This is a genomic window from Rhizobacter sp. LjRoot28 (assembly GCF_964253025.1).
Taxonomy (GTDB): domain Bacteria; phylum Pseudomonadota; class Gammaproteobacteria; order Burkholderiales; family Burkholderiaceae_C; genus Rhizobacter.
This window is the reverse complement of sequence record NZ_CAXUQC020000001.1, coordinates 4,936,946-4,953,271: the sequence shown is the minus strand read 5'-3', so window position 1 is coordinate 4,953,271 and position 16,326 is coordinate 4,936,946. Positions and strand designations below refer to the sequence as shown.

Here is a 16,326-nt window from a genome sequence, read left to right as displayed (position 1 = left end):
CCGGTCAGATCAGGTCCTCCACCGCCAGGCGGTGGTACTTCACGGCCATCGGCACCTTGAAGCGCTTGGCCACCTCGGTCACCCGCTCCGTCTCGGCGTCCTCCGGCGCGTACACCAGCATCCACTGGTGGCCTTGCTCCGACAGCGCCTGGTAGCGGCGCATCAGGGTGATCTCGTAGCCGAAGCCGGCGAACTCGCTGCTGTGCTCGATCATCTGCTGCATCTTGGCCGCCCCCTCCTCGGAGTCGAACTGCAGGATGTCCTCGGCATCGAAGCCGGCGTCCCGCAGCGCTTGCACGACATCGGCCAGCGGGGAATCGGGGGGGCAGGCGACCATCACATGGCCCACGGGCTTGAAGGCGCCGAGCGACTGCGGCAGGTCGGCGAGGGTGAGGCGGTGTGTCCACATGATCGGTCCTCCGGAAAAGCATCAGATGGACGCAGTCTTGGGCACGGGCCGCCCCCGGTCAAACTGTCGGACAAGTTCACCTGCCGCCAAGGGGGTGAGCGACGCCAGCCGCCGAGCGCTCCGCCGGCGTCGCCCGCCGGGTCAGCGCAGCGCCCAGTCCAGGCCGACGAACAGCGAGCGCCCATCGCCCGGCAGGAACTGCGCGGTGTCTCGTCCGCCTGCGTCACGCACGACGCCGGTCGTGGCGGCGTAGCGGCGGTCTGACAGGTTGCGCCCGTCGACGAACCACGACAGTCCGCGCCGCACGTCACCCGAGGCACGCAGGCCCCAGATCGCATAGCGCTTGGCCGCGAAGCTGTTGCTGAAGTCGATCGGATAGCCCGTCGCACCTTCCGTGTGGACAGCCAGCAGCGTGCCGGCGCTGAACCGGTAGGCTGCCTGCGCGCGTGCGAAGTAGCGCGGCACGCCGGGCAGGCGGTTGTCGCCGTAGGTCGGGTCGTTGCGGAAGCGGAAGTGGTTCCAGAGGGCATTGAGGCGCCATTCGACGCGCCCGGTCGGCTGCCTCGGGCTCTCGCCGGACAGGCCCAGTTCGATGCCGCGGTGCAGGGTGCGCGGCGCATTGACGGTGGTGGAGGCTCCAGCCGAGTTGAGCGCGATCTGAAGGAGTTCGTCCTGCACATGCGACTCGTAGAACACCACGTCCCAGTTCACACCTCGCCCGCGCCCGCGCGTGCCCACCTCGAAGGTGTCGGCCCGCTGGGCGGCATTGGCGACCGGCCGCACACCGCCCGCCAGCTCGCCGAAGGTGGGCGGCTCGAAACTGCGCGAGAGGTTGGCGAAGACCTGGGCATCGGGGGACAGGTCGTGCCGCAGGCCGAGCTTCGGGTTGGTGCCTTCGTAGCGGCGAGAGAACCCTTCATCGACCGGATCGGCCGTGGTGCCGGCGACGTACTGGTCTTCGAGGCGCCGTGACGCGCGCACGTGCTGCAAGCCGGCCACCAGCGCCCACTGCGGCACGATCTCGTGCTGGTTCTCGGCATACACCTCGAGGTTGGAAGCGGTCTGTCGTGACTGGTTGGTGCGCACCGCCGCGGCCCCGCCCACGTTGGTGTGCCGGTCTTCGTCGGTCACGCCGCGGCTGGGTGCGATGCCCACGGTGAGCCGATTGCCGCGTCCGCCGACGGCGGCCGAGTTGACGTAGCGGAGCTCCAGGCCGGCATCCAGGCTCTGCTGGTCGATCACCTGGAAGATGGGGTGGTTGAGCCGCTTGTCAGAGACGTAGGCGAAGCCCTCGAAACGGTGGGTGCCGTCCTGCAGCACCGTCTTGTTGGACAGCCGCGTCCAGCGGATGTTGCGCTCCTGGTCGAGCGTCACGTTGCCGGCCTGCGCCTGCCTCGGATCCTGCTCGAGCTGGCCGCGCGTGATGCTGCCCGGCAGGTCGGAGCGGCTGTCCACGTGGCCGAAGTAGAAGCGGGTCTCGGCCTGCGGCGTGAAGGTGAAGCCGAGGTTGGCCGACAGGCGGCCCGTCTCCTGCCGCGCGTGGTCGCGATGGCCGTCCTGGCGGAAGCCGGTGAGGGCCACGTAGTGGTCGAGCCGGTCCGTCACGCCGCCGGTCGACAGCTGCGCCCGGGCGTAGCCGAAGCTGCCGCCTTCCACGCGCAGGCGCAGGTCATCGGCGTTGTAGCCGTTGGGCGAGACGAAGTTCACCGCGCCACCCAGGTTGGCCGCGCCGTACTGCAAGGCATTGGCACCACGCCACACTTCCACATAGCGGGCCGACAGGGGCTCGACGGCCTGGAAGTCGAAGCTGCCATCAGCCAGGTTCAGCGGCACGCCGTCCTGCATCAGCTTCAGGCCCCGGCCGTGGAAAGTGCGTTGCAGGCCGGATCCGCGGATGGACACGCGCGACTCCTCGGCGCCGAAACGGGGCTGCACGTACACCCCGGTGGCGCCGCCCAGGGCATCCGTGAGGGTGGCGACGCGTCCGCTGCGGTAGCTGGCGGCATCCACCACGCCCACGCCACCGGGCGTCTGCTCGATGCGGGCACGGGCGGTGGGCAGGTCAGGTTGGGTGAGGGTCGACTGGTCGGGATTCTTGCGGGAGGTGACGACGACGGGCGCGAGCTCGGTCTCGCGCGGCGCTTGGGGTGAGGGCGATTGGGCGTGGGCTGCGGCCGCGCAAAGCGGCAGCAGGACCCAGGCGGGTCCGTGGAAGCGGGACATGGAAACTCCTGAAACGAGACGATGCCCTCCCCGGCCGGGCACCGGCGAGGAGGTTCGAAGGGGTCGGATCAGGCGTCGGCGGGCGGGCCGCGCGACAAGGGGCCCAGCCATTCGGCGGCCAGGCGCAGCGGGGGAGGCGGGCTGGCCGGCGTGGCGTGGCGCAGTTCCCGCAGCAGGCCTGTGGCCATGCCAGGCAGCAGCGCGGCGGGCCACAGCGAGCCACAGCAATCGGTGCAGGGATGGCTTTGGGCCTGTATCGGCTGGCCGTCGGCGTCGACCATCTGCATGCCCACCGACGTGCAGACCTCCTGCCCGGCCGCCATGCCGGCCGCCCGGGCGGTGGCACCGGCCGGCTGCCACAGCAACGCGAGCGCCACCCACACCAGCATCAGGATACGGTGGGCAGGAGACGGTGAAGGCAGGCGGGACACGGGGCGCGATTCTAGGCGGTCGCTCCTGCCCTTGCAGCACCGCCGGGTGCTGGCCTGCGCCAGGTCAAGCCACCGGTGCGTGGTGGCTCGCCGGCGATGACCGCGGAAGGCGCTCGCAGACCCGGCCGACGGCCCACAAGCCGGCGGCGATCAACACCGCTCCTGCCGCCAGCGCGGGGATCGACAGCACGTGCGCGAACCACAACAGCCCCGTCGTGCCGGCCAGCACGGCGGCAAAGAGCAACAGCGCCGCCCACGCCTGGACGGGTGACATCGGCGGGTCGTAGCGCCGGGTGCGGCCGATGTCGAACGGTTCCTTGGGAAAGCGCGCCGCCACGTCGGCGGGCCGCCAGCCGGGTGGCTTGAACCAGACGCGCAGCTTGTCGATCCAGCGGCGGGTGTGCCAGCTGTCGCGGGCCAGATCCGCGTACACCTGCAGGTTGGCCCACAAGGGGTTCCAGCTGCGCAGCGGCCCTCGCGTTCCGTACACACAGGGTTCGGCCGGGTCCTCCGGCTCGAAGCTGCCGAACAGGCGGTCCCACACCATGAGGATGCCGCCGTAGTTGCGGTCGAGGTAGCGGTCGTTGACGGCGTGGTGGACACGGTGGTTGCTGGGCGCGCAGAACCAGCGGTCGAAGGCGCCGAGCCGGCCGATCTGCTGCGTGTGCACCCAGTACTGGTACAGCAGGTCGATGAGGGCGACGGTCGCGAACACGAGCGGCGGGAAACCCAGCACCGCCATGGGCAGGTAGAACACCCAGCCACCGACCCAGGTGCTGCTCGTCTGGCGCAGCGCGGTGCCGAGGTTGTAGTCCTCGCTCTGGTGGTGCACCACGTGGGCCGCCCAGAACAGCGCGACGGTGTGACCGAAGCGGTGGTGCCAGTAATAGAGGAAATCGTAGAGCAGCAGGCCGGCGATCCACACCCAGGCGGCGCCTGAGGGAAGCGGCCATGGTGCCAGGCGTTCGTGCACCACCGTGTAGATTCCGAGCGTGATCACGGCGGTCAGCACACCCGCGACCTGGCTCAGCACCCCCAGCCCGATGCTGTTGAGCGTGTCGTTCAGCCGATAGGTGTTGCGGCCGCGCCGCCAGCCGACATACCACTCGATCGCGATGAGCAGCAGGAACACCGGCGTCGCGAGGACGATGACTTGCGGGCCGGTGAGTGCCATGGGGTCCCCTCAGGCGGCGTGGCCGACGCGGTCGCCGTCGCTGGTTTCGTCGCGCGTGCCGCCATCCAGGTGCTGGGTGTCGCTCCAGCCCACGAGCGAGAACCCTTCCGGACTGTAGAGCAGCCGGTTCAGGCTGGCATTGCCGACCTGCCATGAGCGCGGCGCCTGCAGGTCGATGCGGGTGGCGGCCCGGTACAGGCAGTCCATCACACCCCCGTGCGCCACGACCGCGATCGATTGCCCGGGGTGCGCCGAAGCAATGCGCGCCACCGCGCCCACGCAGCGCTCGTAGAAGTCGCGCAGCGCCTCGCCGCCCTCGGGGCCGAACGCCGGGTCGCGCTTGCGCCAGCGCAGCGCCTGCTCGGGCCAGCGCGCCTCGATCTCCGCAAAGGTGAGGCCCTGGAACACGCCGAAGGCCCGCTCGCGCAAGCCCGGGTCGACGACCAGCTCCAGCCCGGCCCCGCAGCTCACGGCCTGGGCGGTCTCGTGGGCGCGCAGCAGGTCGCTGCTGTAGACGGCATCGAGGCCTTCCTCCCGGACTGCCGCCGCGAGGCGCCCGGCCTGCCAGCGGCCGGTGTCGTTCAGCGGGATGTCGAGCTGGCCCTGGATGCGGGTGTCGACGTTCCAGGCCGTCTCGCCATGGCGGATCGCGAGGATGCGGGTGGTCCGGTTCACAGCAGGCGGCGGTTCAAGGTGTACGTGCCGGTGAGCTCGGCCCGGCCGAGCACGTATGGCGCGATGGCCTCGCGCACCTGGGCCCCGGTGAAGGCCCCCTCGACGGCCACCCGCTCGACGGACAGCGCGTGCAGCGTGAACACGTAGTGGTGGACGATCGAATCATTGAACGGGGGAAAGGGGCCGTCGTAGCCGAAGTAGGAGCCCGCCATGGCGGCGTCGGCGGCGAACCAGCCGGTGAAGTCGTTCAGGCCCTGACGGGCGCCCTGGGGCGCGGCCGGGCCCGGCTTGCCGCCCGGAACGAAACTCTGGCTGAACTCGCCCTGGGCGATGCTCGTGCGCGTGGCCGGCAGGTCGACCAGCACCCAGTGGAAGAAGTCGACCCGCGGCAGGTCGGCGGGCACCTCACGGTCGGTCTGGTTGACGTCATCGCCGCGGCTCGGCACATCCGGGTCGTGGCAGATGAGCACGAACGACCGGGTGCCGGCCGGCACGTCCGTCCAGGCCAGGTGGGGGTTCAGGTCGTCGGAGAAGGTGCCCTGGCCTTGGCCATCGGGCTTGCCGGCGGCCAGGCGGGTGGGCAGGGGCTGCCCGTCCGTGAAGTCGTCGCTGCGAAGTTGCATGGGTCGATTCCTGTGGTCGGTTCGGTGCAAGGGGCGAGGTCAGGCGCCCCAGACGATGTCGTGGTCGGCCGGGTGGGCGCGCTTCATCAGGTCGACCAGCGGCCAGGCCCGCTGCCGCAGGGTCACCCCTTCGCGCGCAGGCACGGTGTGGCCCTCGGCCCGCGCCTCGGCCTCGGCCTGCTCCCGTGCGGCTTCCTCGGCCAGCACCGCCTGCTCGATGGCGGCCATGGCCGCGGGCATGTCGCCGGGCTCGATGATGCCCTTGGGGGCGGGCTGCTTGCCAATGAGGCGCAGCACCTCGTCGCCATTGGGTCCCATCATGATGACGTCGCTGCCGGACTTCGATTTGAATTTGTACAGCATGGGCTCAACTCCGGGAGTGGGTGACGCCCGGATTGTGCGCTGTCTCGCGAAGGCCCTGGCCGCCGTCGGGCGCCGCCGCCGATCAGCCGCTGACGAGCCTCACGGCCGGCTTGGCCGCGGGCGCGGTCCAGCCGAGGCGATGTTCGAAGGCAGGCACTTCCAGGGCCGGGGCGTACAGGAAGCCCTGGAACTCGTCACAACCGGCCTTGAGGAGGAACTGCCGCTGCGGTTCAGTTTCCACCCCCTCGGCAATGACGCGCAGCTGCATCGCGCGGGCCAGCTGCACGATGGCATTGACGATCGCCACGTCGCTGCCATCGTCCGGCAGGTGGCTGACGAAGCTGCGGTCGATCTTCAGGCGGCCGATGGGGAACCGCTTCAGGTACGACAGGCTCGAGTAGCCCGTGCCGAAGTCGTCGATCGACATCATCACCCCGAGCTGCTCGAGCGCCTTGAGCCGGTGCAGTGCATCCTCGGCATCGCGCAGCAGGATGGATTCGGTGAGCTCGAGTTCGAGCAGGTGCGGCGGCAGCCCGGCCGCGCGCAGGGTGCTGGACACGCGCTCGATGAAGTGGGCCTGCTGGAACTGCAGCGCCGACACGTTGATCGACACCGGCAACGCTCGTCCGCGGGCGTACCACTCGGCCGCCTGGCTGACCGCCTGCGTCAGCACCCAGTCGCCGATGGCGATGATGAAGCCGCTCTCCTCGGCCATCGGGATGAACTCGGCGGGCGGCACCGAGCCGAGCACCGGGTCACGCCAACGGATGAGCGCCTCGGCGCCGATCACCTGGCCACTGCCGATGTTCACCTGCGGCTGGTAGTGGAGGTGGAAATGCCCGCTCACCAGCGCCCGTCGCATGGCGTGGTCGAGCTGCATCTGCGAGCGCGGCTGGGCGTGGTCCTGGGGCTGGTGGAAGCGGAAGCTCGCGCGGCCGAGCGCCTTGACCCGCTGCATGGCGGCATCCGCGCGACGGATCAGTTCATCGAGGTTGGTGCCATCCACCGGGGACAAGGCCACGCCGATGCTGCAGGTGACGGTGAACTCCACGCCGTCGAGCAGGAAGGGCCGCGACATGGCGTCGATGACCCGGCGGGCGGTGGCCTCGGCGCCCGCCGCATCGGCCTTGTGCACCAGCAGCACGAACTCGTCGCTGCCCAGCCGGGCGACCGTGTCGAGGCTGCGCAGACAGCCCTTGATGCGCTCCGTCACTTCGAGCAGCACGCGGTCACCGAAGCCGAGGCCGAAGGTGTCGTTGATGTGCTTGAAGCGGTCGAGGTTCACCACCATCAGCGCAAAGGAATGCCCGTTGCGCTGTGACATGGCCAGGGCGAACTCGACGCGATCGGCCAGCAGGCTGCGGTTGGGCAGGCCGGTGAGCGGGTCGGTCTGGCTGAGCTCCTCGATGCGCTGGCTGGCCGCGAGCTTCTCGGTGATGTCCCGGAAGGAGAACACCCGGCCGATGGGCTGGCCGCGGCTGCACTGCGGCAAGGTGACCCGCTCGATCACCTTGCCGGAATGCAGCGCGAAGACGTCGCTGGTCTGCAGCAGCGTGGCGTCCTGGATGGCGGCCAGGCGCCGGTCATAGTCGGCCACGTCGACGACGCTGCGGCGCATCCACGATTGCACGGCGGCATCGTCGCGCTGGGTGAGCAGGTCGTCGGGCAGGCTCCACAGGGCCGCGAAGCGGCGGTTGAAGCCGCGGATCACGCCAGCCAGGTCGGTGACGAGGATGCCGTCGGCGGTGGATTCGAGGGTGGCCCGAAGCTCGGCCAGCCGGTGCTCGAGTTCGTCCTGGGTGGCCTGGTGCGCGCTGCGGTCCTGGAAGACGACCACGAACACCGCCGCACCGTCGAGCTCCACCCGGTTCACCCGCCGGGTGACGGGCACCACGCTGCCATTGAAGCGGCGCACGAGGGACTCGGACACCAGTCCGCCGGACCAGCCGTCGGCCACGCCGCTCCAGAAGGCGAGGTCTTCGGGTGTCGCGCTCAGCTCGGCGGCCGCGCGCGAGACGAGGGTGGAGGCGTCGACGCCCAGCAGCACGCCGGCCGCAGCGTTGGCCGCCACGATGCGCAGGCTCTCGGCATCGACCAGCCAGACGGCGTCCAGCAGGCCCTCGATCAGCGCCGTCCAGGCGACGCGCAACGCCTGAGGATTCATGGGTTCGGACTCCGCGCCGCGGAGCCATCGGCGCGCTCAGGCTCGATGTTCGGCTCGAAGAAGTAGGCGATGCGTGGCCGCGGCGACAGGTAGGCAAGCGCCTCGGCCGGCAGCTGCTGCACCTTGACGCTGCGGCGGATGCCGAGCCGGCCGTCGCTCTCGAGGTTGAGCGGCACCGCTTCGTCGCTCGGCACCTTCGGGTCGTGCACCAGCACCGTCGGCTTGAGGGGCCGGGTGGAGTTCACCGACACCACGAGGGCGTAGCGGTCGTCCGTCAGCTGCACCGCGGAGCCGGGCGGGTAGACCCCCATCATGCGGATGAAGGCCCCCAGGATGGCGGTGTCGTAGCGGTTCTTTCCCTGCGCGAACAGCAGGGACAGGGACTCGTGCGGCGTGAGCGCCCGGGCCGGCACGTGCGGATTGCACAGGTTGTCGTAGCGGTTCACCAGCGAGACGATGCGGGCGGCGGTCGTCATGCGGTCGCTGTTGAGCTTGAGGGGAAAGCCGGACCCATCGGCATGCTCGTGGTGCTGCGCGACCACCAGTGTGGCGCCTGCCTTGAGCCCCATCCGCTTGGCCTGCGTCACGCCGTGCGCCACGTGCTCCTGATAGAACGTGGTCTCGGCGGTGGTGAAGTGCTCCTCGCGATGGCGCACCCGCTCCGGCAGGTCGAGCTTGCCGATGTCGTGCAGCAGCGCCCCGGTGCCCAGGTCGAGCATGTCGGCCGGCGAGAGGCCGAAGGTGCGGCCCATCAGCAGGGAGATGACCGTCACGTTCATGGCGTGCAGGGACGCCTTGTCGCCGGCCGCATCGGTGAGCAACCGGATGCACATGTCCTGGTCGCCGATGAGCTTGTCGACGAGCGCCTGCGACAGCGCCTCGGTCTGCTGGCGGGCGACGTCCGGCTGCGCGGCCACGAGTTCGGTGGCCTGCCGGCAGGCACGTGCCGCCTCGGCAAACTGGCGCTCGCACAGGTGGAGGCGAGCGCGCGAGGCCGCCACCGCATCCCGGCGCTGGCGCAGCAGCGCGGCCTGAGGCGATTCGGTACCCGCGGGCGGCACCGCCGCGGCCGGCACGCCCGCCGCCAACCCCGCCGAAGGCGCGTGGGCCGCGTCGAACGCGTCCGGGTCGCTCTTGTCCGGGCTCCAGCGCACGCGCGGCTTTCCCAGGCCGCGGATCGTGACGATCTGATCGGCCGAGGTGATCTTGAAGCTGCTCAGTGGAAAGGGGTGTGACATCCACCCCATGTCCAGATGGACGAACATCCCGATGCGCAACTGCTGCACATCGATGAGCGATGTTGGCAAGACGTCTTTCATACCGTGAACCGCCGAGCCCTTGTTGAATACGCAGTGGTGAAGGCGTTTTCGGCGGGCGCTCCCCTGGACTTGAGGTTAAGTCCGGGTTGCTTCGGTCGCACCTGATACAACTGACAGGGGAGGCTCACGTGAAGTCGGGAATTTTGCGGAACGGGTTCCGCAACGCGAAACGGAAAGCCGGCGAATGTGCGACGTCAGCGCCAACTTGTCCAGCCCGGGCGTCGCCGCGGTGACGCCTCGGTGACGGATTTGGCGATTCACCCGGAATTAAACTCCCGTTCACCGATTCCCTCTCCTTCCCCTGCCCAGAAGGCACGGCAAGGCCCTGCCCGGCCAGCCGGCGCAACGACCGCTCGCCCCGCGCCCCGTCCCGATTCATTCATCCTGGAGTTCCCATGACCCATGCTTTCATCTGCGACGCGGTTCGCACTCCCTTCGGCCGCTACGGTGGCGCACTCTCGTCCGTCCGGGCCGACGATCTCGGCGCCATTCCGCTGCGCGCGCTGATGGCCCGCAACCCGAAGGTCGACTGGGCCGCGGTGGCCGACGTGATCTTCGGCTGCGCCAACCAGGCCGGCGAGGACAACCGCAACGTCGCCCGGATGTCCAGCCTCCTGGCCGGCCTGCCGATCGAACTGCCCGGCGCCACGCTGAACCGCTTGTGCGGCTCGGGCATGGATGCGGTCGGTACCGCCGCGCGCGCCATCCGGGCCGGCGAGGCGGAGTTGATGTTCGCCGGCGGGGTGGAAAGCATGAGCCGTGCCCCGTTCGTGATGCCCAAGGCCGAGTCCGCCTTCAGCCGCAGCAACGCGGTGTACGACACGACCATCGGCTGGCGCTTCGTCAACAAGCTGATGAAGGAAATGCACGGGGTCGACTCGATGCCCGAGACGGCCGAGAACGTCGCCACCGACTTCAAGATCGAGCGCGACGCCCAGGACCGCATGGCCCTGGCGAGCCAGCTCAAGGCCGTGGCGGCCCAGCGTTCGGGTTTCTTCGACGCCGAGATCACCCCGGTCACCATCGCCCAGAAGAAGGGCGACCCGATCGTCGTCGCCAAGGACGAACACCCCCGCGAGACCAGCCTCGAGGCGCTGGCCAAGCTGAAAGGCGTGGTGCGCCCGGACGGCACGGTGACGGCGGGCAACGCTTCCGGTGTCAACGACGGTGCCTGCGCCTTGCTGCTGGCGAGCGAAGCCGCCGCCGCCCGCCACGGCCTCACGCCGCGCGCGCGGGTGGTGGGCATGGCCACGGCCGGCGTCGCCCCCCGCATCATGGGCATCGGCCCGGCGCCGGCCACCCGCCGGGTGCTGGCCCTGACCGGCCTCACGCTCGAGCAGATGGATGTCATCGAGCTCAACGAGGCGTTCGCCGCCCAGGGCCTGGCGGTGCTGCGCGACCTCGGCCTGAAGGACGAGGACCCGCGCGTGAACCCGAACGGCGGCGCCATCGCCCTCGGCCACCCGCTGGGCGCCAGCGGCGCACGGCTCGTCACGACGGCCGTGAACCAGCTCCACCGCACCGGCGGGCGCTATGCGCTCTGCACCATGTGCATCGGCGTGGGTCAGGGCATTGCGCTGATCGTCGAACGCGTCTGACAGGTCGCGTCGCCATCTGACGAAACCGGGCACCGGCGCGACGCGCCGTGCCCCTGCCGCAACGCGCCGCCCAGAGCGCGGACGGCTGCGAGGAGACACGATGCAAGCCCCTTACAAGCTCTACGGCTCCGAAGTCAGCTACTTCACCGGCAAGGTCCGCGCGTACCTGCGGTGGAAAGGCCTGGCTTTCGAGGAAGTGCCTTCGGACGCTGCCGCGTTCCGCGACGTCATCGTGCCCCGCGTCGGCTTCCCGGTCATTCCGGTCCTGCTCACGCCCGAGGACGATTGTCTCCAGGACAGCACGGACATCATCGAGGCCCTGGAAGCGCGCCACCCTGCGCCGAGCATCAGACCCGAAGGGCCGCGGCAGCGCCTCATCAGCCTGCTGTTCGAACTGTACGGAGACGAATGGCTGGTGATCCCGGCCATGCACTACCGCTGGCATCACAACCGGGAGTGGGCCATCGCCGAGTTCGGCGCCCTGAGCGCCCCCGGGGCGTCGCCCGAGGCCCAGCGGGAGATCGGCGCCAAGCGCGCCGTGCCGTTCGCCAAGGCGGCCGAGCTGCTGGGCGGGGAACCCGCCATGCACGCGGCCATCGAGCAGTCGTACGAAAGCCTGCTTGACGAACTGTCGGCCCATTTCGCCGTCCACCCCTGCCTGCTCGGCAGTCGCCCCGGCATGGGCGATTTCGGTTTGATCGGGCCGCTCTATGCCCACCAGTACCGCGACCCGTTCACCGGCCGCCACATGCGCGACAAGGCGCCCTCGGTCGCCCGATGGGTCGAGCGCATGCAGCATCCGGTCGCGCACTCGGGCGACTTCCTGCCGGACGACGCCCTGCCCGATACGCTGCGCCCGATCCTGGCCCGCATGTTCCGCGAGTTGCTTCCAGTGCTAGCCGATTCGGCCGTGCGCGTGCGCGAATGGATGGCCGAGCACCCGGGGGAACCGCTGCCGCGCGCCATCGGCAGCCATGCCTTCACCCTTGAAGGCCGGCAGGGCACGCGCATCATCCGCCCGTACAGCCTGTGGATGCTGCAACGGGCCCGGGACTGCTACCGGTCGCTGGCGCCGAACGAGCAAGCCGCGGCAGCCGAGTGGCTTCGACCGCTGGGCGGGGATGCGTTCACGGCGTTCGAGGATCCTCCGCGACTGGCCCGGCACGGGCTCAGCGTCAAGCCGGCCTAGCGTTCTCCGCTGCCCCTCTTCCGGGGCAGCTCGAAAGAAGTCCGGTGCGCCAGGCGTCATCGCGGCGCTGGCTCGATTCCGGCGAAGTGGTGGATGGCAGGTTAGCCCGGGTGCCCACCCGCAAGGGCCCGGGCGGTTCTGCCAACTGCCGCACCCCTGATCCTCACCGTCGGCCAACGCCGAATCACATTGCGGTTCCACACGCCGCCGCCTAGAGTGACAAGAGACCGCCCGACCGTGGGGGGTACGGAAGACGATCATGCGCACATGGAAGCTCCTGGTCCTGGGCACCGTCGGATGGGCGTGTGCAACGCTGGCCGCGGCCGCTCCCCGCTATCAGCTGGAAGCCCTGCCCGTCCTGCCGGGTGCCAGCCTCGAGCGCATCGGCGCATTCAATGATCAGGGGCAGTACGCTGCAGCATGGCGCCTTCCCCGACGGGAGGGGCTCACGCTCTCGCTCTACACACCGGGCGTCGGCTTCGAAACGCTGATGCCGTCCGGCCTGCCGGTGCAGTTCGGCGGAGACTTCGGCGCTTACGATCTGAACGAACGCGGCGAGGTGGCCGCACTGGTGAATGGCAATGCGTACGTGTTGCGAGCGGGCGGGCTGGGCGGCCCCGTACCCGGCACGGGCACCGGTGTTCGCTACAGCGGCGCACGCGGCATCAACGACAGCGGCCAGGTGGTGGGCTTTCGCGAGGACCCGGGCGCGTACCGGGCCTATGCGTACTCGCCATCGACCGGCTTTGAAACGCTGCCGTTCCGGAACAGCTTGGCTGTCGACATCAACAACGCCGGACAGGTGCTCGTCGAGGACTCGGGTTCCGGCCAGACCCGGTACTGGATCCATGACCTGAACACCGGCGGATCGACGGAACTCGCGCCTGAACTCGAGCCCAGTCCCACCGCGCGCATCAACGACCAGGGCGATGTCGCCTTCACGGTGGCCCCTGGCGACGCCAGCCGGACCTATCTTTGGGACGATGGTGCCGTCACCGCCATCGCCGGTCTGGCCGGTTCGGTGGACGATGAAGTCCTGGACTTCAACAACCAAGGCGTCGTGCTGGGTCGTTCCATCCGGACCGAAGGGAACAACCCCACCTGGGACCCCTTCCTGTACGACCGCGAGGGCGGGACCCTGAGCTTGAGCAGCCTCATCGATCCAGCCGGACTCATCGGATGGCAGGACGGTTTTTCGGTATCCCGGATCAACGACAACGGGGACATCATCGGACACGGCATCCGACTGGGGGAGCGGGACTGGACGCCGTTCATTCTTCGCAGCGTGGCAGCGCCGGTGCCCGAACCCGCGACCTGGCTGATGGCCCTCTTGGGCACTGGCGTGGCGTTCGGAGCCCGTCGACGTGCCCGTGGTGCCGCGCAAACCGGCCCGGCGGCCGCCTGATGCGCCGGACCCCGGGCTCGCCGGGGCCGGCCAGGCGGGACCTGCCTCGACCGAACCTGCCGTGCTGTCGATGATCCGGCCGGTCGCCTCCTCGCCTCCCTGCTCGCCTCACCCCTAGAAAGCGAGCGAATTCCAGCGCGACTCGTTGTGCGCTGCCACGGCCCGTCGACGTGCGCCCGCGGCCCTCAGGCGCATGACCGCCATGACCCCATGGCCCAGCAGAAGGCCGAGCGCCACCACCAGAGCGCTCGCGCGCATCAGCGCGCTCCACGGGTCGCCCAGGTGCCGTGAGGCGTCGATCCACACCCGCGGCACACCGCCCGCGCCGGTCTCGATGGCCGCCACGAGGCCGTCGATGCGGAAGGCCGACCGGCCCGGCTCCCCATCGGCGCCCTGCAACCAGGCGAGGGCTTCCAGCCCGTCCGACGTCATCGGGTTCTCGGGCAGGCGGGCGCCGCTGCCCGTGAGCACGGCCAATTCCACGCCGCCCTGGCCCGCGTGCCGGGCCGTGGCCGCTTGAACCAGCGCCGCGATGCGGGTGTCGGCGACGGCCCGCGCGGCATCGCGGATGCGACCCACCGCATCGGCGCGCGCCACGCCCGCCGCGTCGGCGTGCGACAGGCGGCCGGTGCCGGTCTCGCGCACCCAGTCGCTCCAGGCGGCGGGCTGCGTGTCCTCGTCGACGTGCACTCCCTCGACGATGGCCTGGTGCAGCGTCTCGCAGGCCGGCGACGTCTGTGGGCAGGCCTCCTCGACGCTGCGCACCATCGCCGGCAAGCCGGCAATGAGCGTCGGTTGGTTGAGGGTGGCCTGGTAGCGCGCCAGCGGATCGGCGCTGCCCAGCGCCTGCATCGCCTGGATCTGGAGGAGCATTTCCAGGCGCGGGTCGCGGCGCGTCTCCAGGAAGCCGCCTTCGTGAAGGGCGAGGGTCAGGGCATCAGGCTGCAGGTCGGCGGCGGCGACCGCAGCGCCGCCCCAGCGCAGGCGGGTGCAATCGATGTGCAGGCCGGGTTCATGGCCGACGCCGCACGGCGCGCGACCGGTGAGCGACACCGGCGTGCCCACCGCCGGCAGGGCCGCGGAGAATGCGGCCGGAGTCTCCAGGCGCATCGGCGTGGCGCGCGAGATCCACGCGGCGCCGAGCCTCAGGTCGTCCTGCAGACCGCTCACCGAGAAGGCGAGCGCAAGCGCACCAAGTCCGCCGGCGCCGACGAGCGCCAGGCTGGCATGTCGGCCCCAGTGAACCGGGGCGAAGCGGCGCACTTCCTCATCCACCGACAAGGCCTTGCCCAGGCGTACCACCGTCTGGTCATCGACGCGCATCTCTGCCTCGACGGGGCCTTCCGGCACGGCGAAAGCACCCTGCCAGTGGGCGGGCAGGTTCATCTGGAACTTGTTGCCGAGGAACCACCGCGGCAAGGTGGTGCCGGCAGTGCCGCCGAGCGGCATGTCGAGCACCGTCACATGGCCGCGCACCCGGTTGACTTTCTGCGGCACTGCAGCGCGCCTCTTGCCCCACGCCCACCATGCGCCCGACGCGGCCAGCACCAGCGAGGGCAGCAGCCAGAACAGGCGGTCGTCCGGGTCGACGGCACTGGCGATCCCGAGACCTGCGAACGTCAGCGCCCAGGCCAGGCCGGCGAGCAGGCCCAGTCCGGGGCCGTGCCGAGCGGCCATCTCGGCGGGCGTCTCGTCGCGCTGGCCGAGGATCTCCACCCGCAGCGCGTCACGCACGACCTCCGCGGCGCGCGCGCCGTCGAGCCCGTCGTCGGCCTGCTCCTGCACGGCGGCGACCACCTCCGCCACGCCCTCCGGGTCGACGTCCGTCACCTCGCCCGAGCGCCCGCTTTGCCATTGCTGGGTCTGCTGCTGGCGGCGCTGTGCGCGCGCATGGGCGCCGGGCAGGTCGAAGCTGCCGTTCAAGCGCACGACGATGGCGCACTTGCTGCCGAACACGACTTCCGCCCGGTTGTGCGGCTCGAGGAAATCGGCCGCGTCGTAGGGCAGGATCACCTCCACATCGCCGATGGTGTGGTGCATCACGCTCCCGCCCTGCCCCGTGCTCAGCCCATGCTGCAGGTAAGCGCCTTCCAGCAGGTGCACGCCATCGCCTTGCAGGGGCATGGCGCGGGCCGGGTTGGCGGGCTCGAACAGGAAAGGCTCGAGTGCGGCGCGCTCGTTCGGGTCGAGGCGTCGAACGGGTTGCCCGGCGCCCTGTTGCAGGGAGCGCAAGGCCTGCTTGTTCTCGCTGCGGCGCATCAGGTAAGTGATGCCGCTGAAGAGTGAGTAGACGAGCAGGCCCACCACCAGGAGAAGTTGGAGCGTGGCCATGAAATCGAAACGACAGGGGCTGAAGGGGCGCTCATTGTGTCGGGCCGCCACGCCGCTGTCCGTCCCCTCGATGGGGGGCGCCTTGCCCTATGCTGCAGGTCTTTTGCAGGAGACCCCCATGATTCTCGAAGTCGCCGACATCCGCATCGCCCCCGGCCAGAACGCCGCGTTCGACGAAGCCATCCGCCGTGGTGTGGAAACCGTGATCGCCAAGTCGCCCGGCTTTCTGGGCTATCACGTCGGCCGCGGCATCGAGTCGCCCGAACGCTACCTGCTGACCATCCGCTGGGAGACGGTCGCGCACCACATGAAAGACTTCCGCGAAGGGCCGCTCTTCCCCGAGTGGCGCGCCATCGTGGGCCCGTTCTTCGCCGCCCCGCCGGTCGTCGAGCACTTCGATGTAGTGGCGGGCGCCGCCTGAA

Annotated in this window: 13 protein-coding genes and 1 pseudogene; 4 read left to right on the top strand and 10 right to left on the bottom strand. The window is 70.0% G+C overall.

Annotation, left to right across the window (positions count from 1 at the left end; genetic code table 11):
• Positions 1 to 4: 4 nt before the first annotated feature.
• The 9 genes and pseudogenes from ACSQ2F_RS22695 to ACSQ2F_RS22655 form a co-directional block, all read right to left on the bottom strand.
• Positions 5 to 409 (bottom strand): hypothetical protein, encoded by a 405-nt coding sequence (locus ACSQ2F_RS22695; RefSeq protein ID WP_436026601.1) that lies wholly within the window; start codon positions 407 to 409, stop codon positions 5 to 7.
• Positions 410 to 550: 141 nt separating this feature from the next.
• On the bottom strand, positions 551 to 2,632 hold the full coding sequence (locus ACSQ2F_RS22690) for a TonB-dependent receptor family protein (RefSeq protein ID WP_436026599.1): 2,082 nt from the start codon (positions 2,630 to 2,632) through the stop codon (positions 551 to 553).
• Between the two features lie 68 nt (positions 2,633 to 2,700).
• The gene (locus tag ACSQ2F_RS22685; protein ID WP_436026597.1) at positions 2,701 to 3,063 is read right to left on the bottom strand and encodes a hypothetical protein; all 363 of its coding nucleotides are present in this window, start codon (positions 3,061 to 3,063) and stop codon (positions 2,701 to 2,703) included.
• A gap of 124 nt (positions 3,064 to 3,187) precedes the next feature.
• Positions 3,188 to 4,237, bottom strand: a pseudogene (locus ACSQ2F_RS22680) (sterol desaturase family protein); the annotation flags it as partial.
• Positions 4,238 to 4,246: 9 nt separating this feature from the next.
• Positions 4,247 to 4,912 (bottom strand): histidine phosphatase family protein, encoded by a 666-nt coding sequence (locus ACSQ2F_RS22675; RefSeq protein ID WP_436026595.1) that lies wholly within the window; start codon positions 4,910 to 4,912, stop codon positions 4,247 to 4,249.
• A complete protein-coding gene (locus tag ACSQ2F_RS22670; RefSeq protein WP_436026593.1) occupies positions 4,909 to 5,535 on the bottom strand; it encodes a YbhB/YbcL family Raf kinase inhibitor-like protein in 627 nt (208 codons plus the stop codon). Before ACSQ2F_RS22670 ends, ACSQ2F_RS22675 begins: the two co-directional genes overlap by 4 nt.
• 39 nt (positions 5,536 to 5,574) lie before the next feature.
• Positions 5,575 to 5,898 (bottom strand): DUF1840 domain-containing protein, encoded by a 324-nt coding sequence (locus tag ACSQ2F_RS22665; protein ID WP_436026591.1) that lies wholly within the window; start codon positions 5,896 to 5,898, stop codon positions 5,575 to 5,577.
• An 82-nt stretch (positions 5,899 to 5,980) separates the two neighbouring features.
• The gene (locus ACSQ2F_RS22660) at positions 5,981 to 8,062 is read right to left on the bottom strand and encodes a putative bifunctional diguanylate cyclase/phosphodiesterase (protein ID WP_436026589.1); all 2,082 of its coding nucleotides are present in this window, start codon (positions 8,060 to 8,062) and stop codon (positions 5,981 to 5,983) included.
• Positions 8,059 to 9,369, bottom strand: coding sequence for an HD-GYP domain-containing protein (locus ACSQ2F_RS22655; protein ID WP_436026587.1), 1,311 nt, complete (start codon positions 9,367 to 9,369; stop codon positions 8,059 to 8,061). Before ACSQ2F_RS22655 ends, ACSQ2F_RS22660 begins: the two co-directional genes overlap by 4 nt.
• A 407-nt stretch (positions 9,370 to 9,776) precedes the next feature.
• On the opposite strand from ACSQ2F_RS22655, the gene pcaF reads away from it, so the two are divergent.
• The 3 genes from pcaF to ACSQ2F_RS22640 all read left to right on the top strand — a co-directional run bounded on the left by pcaF (position 9,777) and on the right by ACSQ2F_RS22640 (position 13,573).
• Positions 9,777 to 10,979 carry a 3-oxoadipyl-CoA thiolase gene (gene pcaF, locus ACSQ2F_RS22650; RefSeq protein ID WP_436026585.1) on the top strand — a complete coding sequence of 401 codons (1,203 nt, stop codon included), beginning with the start codon at positions 9,777 to 9,779 and terminating at the stop codon, positions 10,977 to 10,979.
• A 100-nt stretch (positions 10,980 to 11,079) separates the two neighbouring features.
• A complete protein-coding gene (locus ACSQ2F_RS22645; protein WP_436026583.1) occupies positions 11,080 to 12,168 on the top strand; it encodes a glutathione S-transferase family protein in 1,089 nt (362 codons plus the stop codon).
• 259 nt (positions 12,169 to 12,427) lie between these two features.
• Positions 12,428 to 13,573: a PEP-CTERM sorting domain-containing protein gene (locus ACSQ2F_RS22640; RefSeq protein ID WP_436026581.1), complete on the top strand. Its 1,146-nt coding sequence runs from the start codon at positions 12,428 to 12,430 to the stop codon at positions 13,571 to 13,573.
• A 114-nt stretch (positions 13,574 to 13,687) separates the two neighbouring features.
• Here the strand turns inward: ACSQ2F_RS22640 and ACSQ2F_RS22635 are convergent, their stop codons facing one another.
• Positions 13,688 to 15,904, bottom strand: a complete 2,217-nt coding sequence (locus ACSQ2F_RS22635) for an IgaA/UmoB family intracellular growth attenuator (protein ID WP_436026579.1) — start codon at positions 15,902 to 15,904, stop codon at positions 13,688 to 13,690.
• Positions 15,905 to 16,022: 118 nt separating this feature from the next.
• Between ACSQ2F_RS22635 and ACSQ2F_RS22630 the strand changes: the two genes are divergently transcribed.
• The gene (locus tag ACSQ2F_RS22630) at positions 16,023 to 16,325 is read left to right on the top strand and encodes an antibiotic biosynthesis monooxygenase family protein (protein WP_436026577.1); all 303 of its coding nucleotides are present in this window, start codon (positions 16,023 to 16,025) and stop codon (positions 16,323 to 16,325) included.
• Position 16,326 lies beyond the last annotated feature (1 nt).

What these genes read in the sequence shown, in the direction of transcription:
- ACSQ2F_RS22640 (WP_436026581.1), top strand. Translation starts at nt 12,428, where the DNA reads ATGCGCACATGGAAGCTCCTGGTCCTGGGCACCGTCGGATGGGCGTGT.
- ACSQ2F_RS22645 (WP_436026583.1), top strand. Translation starts at nt 11,080, where the DNA reads ATGCAAGCCCCTTACAAGCTCTACGGCTCCGAAGTCAGCTACTTCACC.
- ACSQ2F_RS22670 (WP_436026593.1), bottom strand. Translation starts at nt 5,535, where the DNA reads ATGCAACTTCGCAGCGACGACTTCACGGACGGGCAGCCCCTGCCCACC.
- ACSQ2F_RS22690 (WP_436026599.1), bottom strand. Translation starts at nt 2,632, where the DNA reads ATGTCCCGCTTCCACGGACCCGCCTGGGTCCTGCTGCCGCTTTGCGCG.
- ACSQ2F_RS22635 (WP_436026579.1), bottom strand. Translation starts at nt 15,904, where the DNA reads ATGGCCACGCTCCAACTTCTCCTGGTGGTGGGCCTGCTCGTCTACTCA.
- pcaF (WP_436026585.1), top strand. Translation starts at nt 9,777, where the DNA reads ATGACCCATGCTTTCATCTGCGACGCGGTTCGCACTCCCTTCGGCCGC.
- ACSQ2F_RS22695 (WP_436026601.1), bottom strand. Translation starts at nt 409, where the DNA reads ATGTGGACACACCGCCTCACCCTCGCCGACCTGCCGCAGTCGCTCGGC.
- ACSQ2F_RS22660 (WP_436026589.1), bottom strand. Translation starts at nt 8,062, where the DNA reads ATGAATCCTCAGGCGTTGCGCGTCGCCTGGACGGCGCTGATCGAGGGC.
- ACSQ2F_RS22630 (WP_436026577.1), top strand. Translation starts at nt 16,023, where the DNA reads ATGATTCTCGAAGTCGCCGACATCCGCATCGCCCCCGGCCAGAACGCC.
- ACSQ2F_RS22665 (WP_436026591.1), bottom strand. Translation starts at nt 5,898, where the DNA reads ATGCTGTACAAATTCAAATCGAAGTCCGGCAGCGACGTCATCATGATG.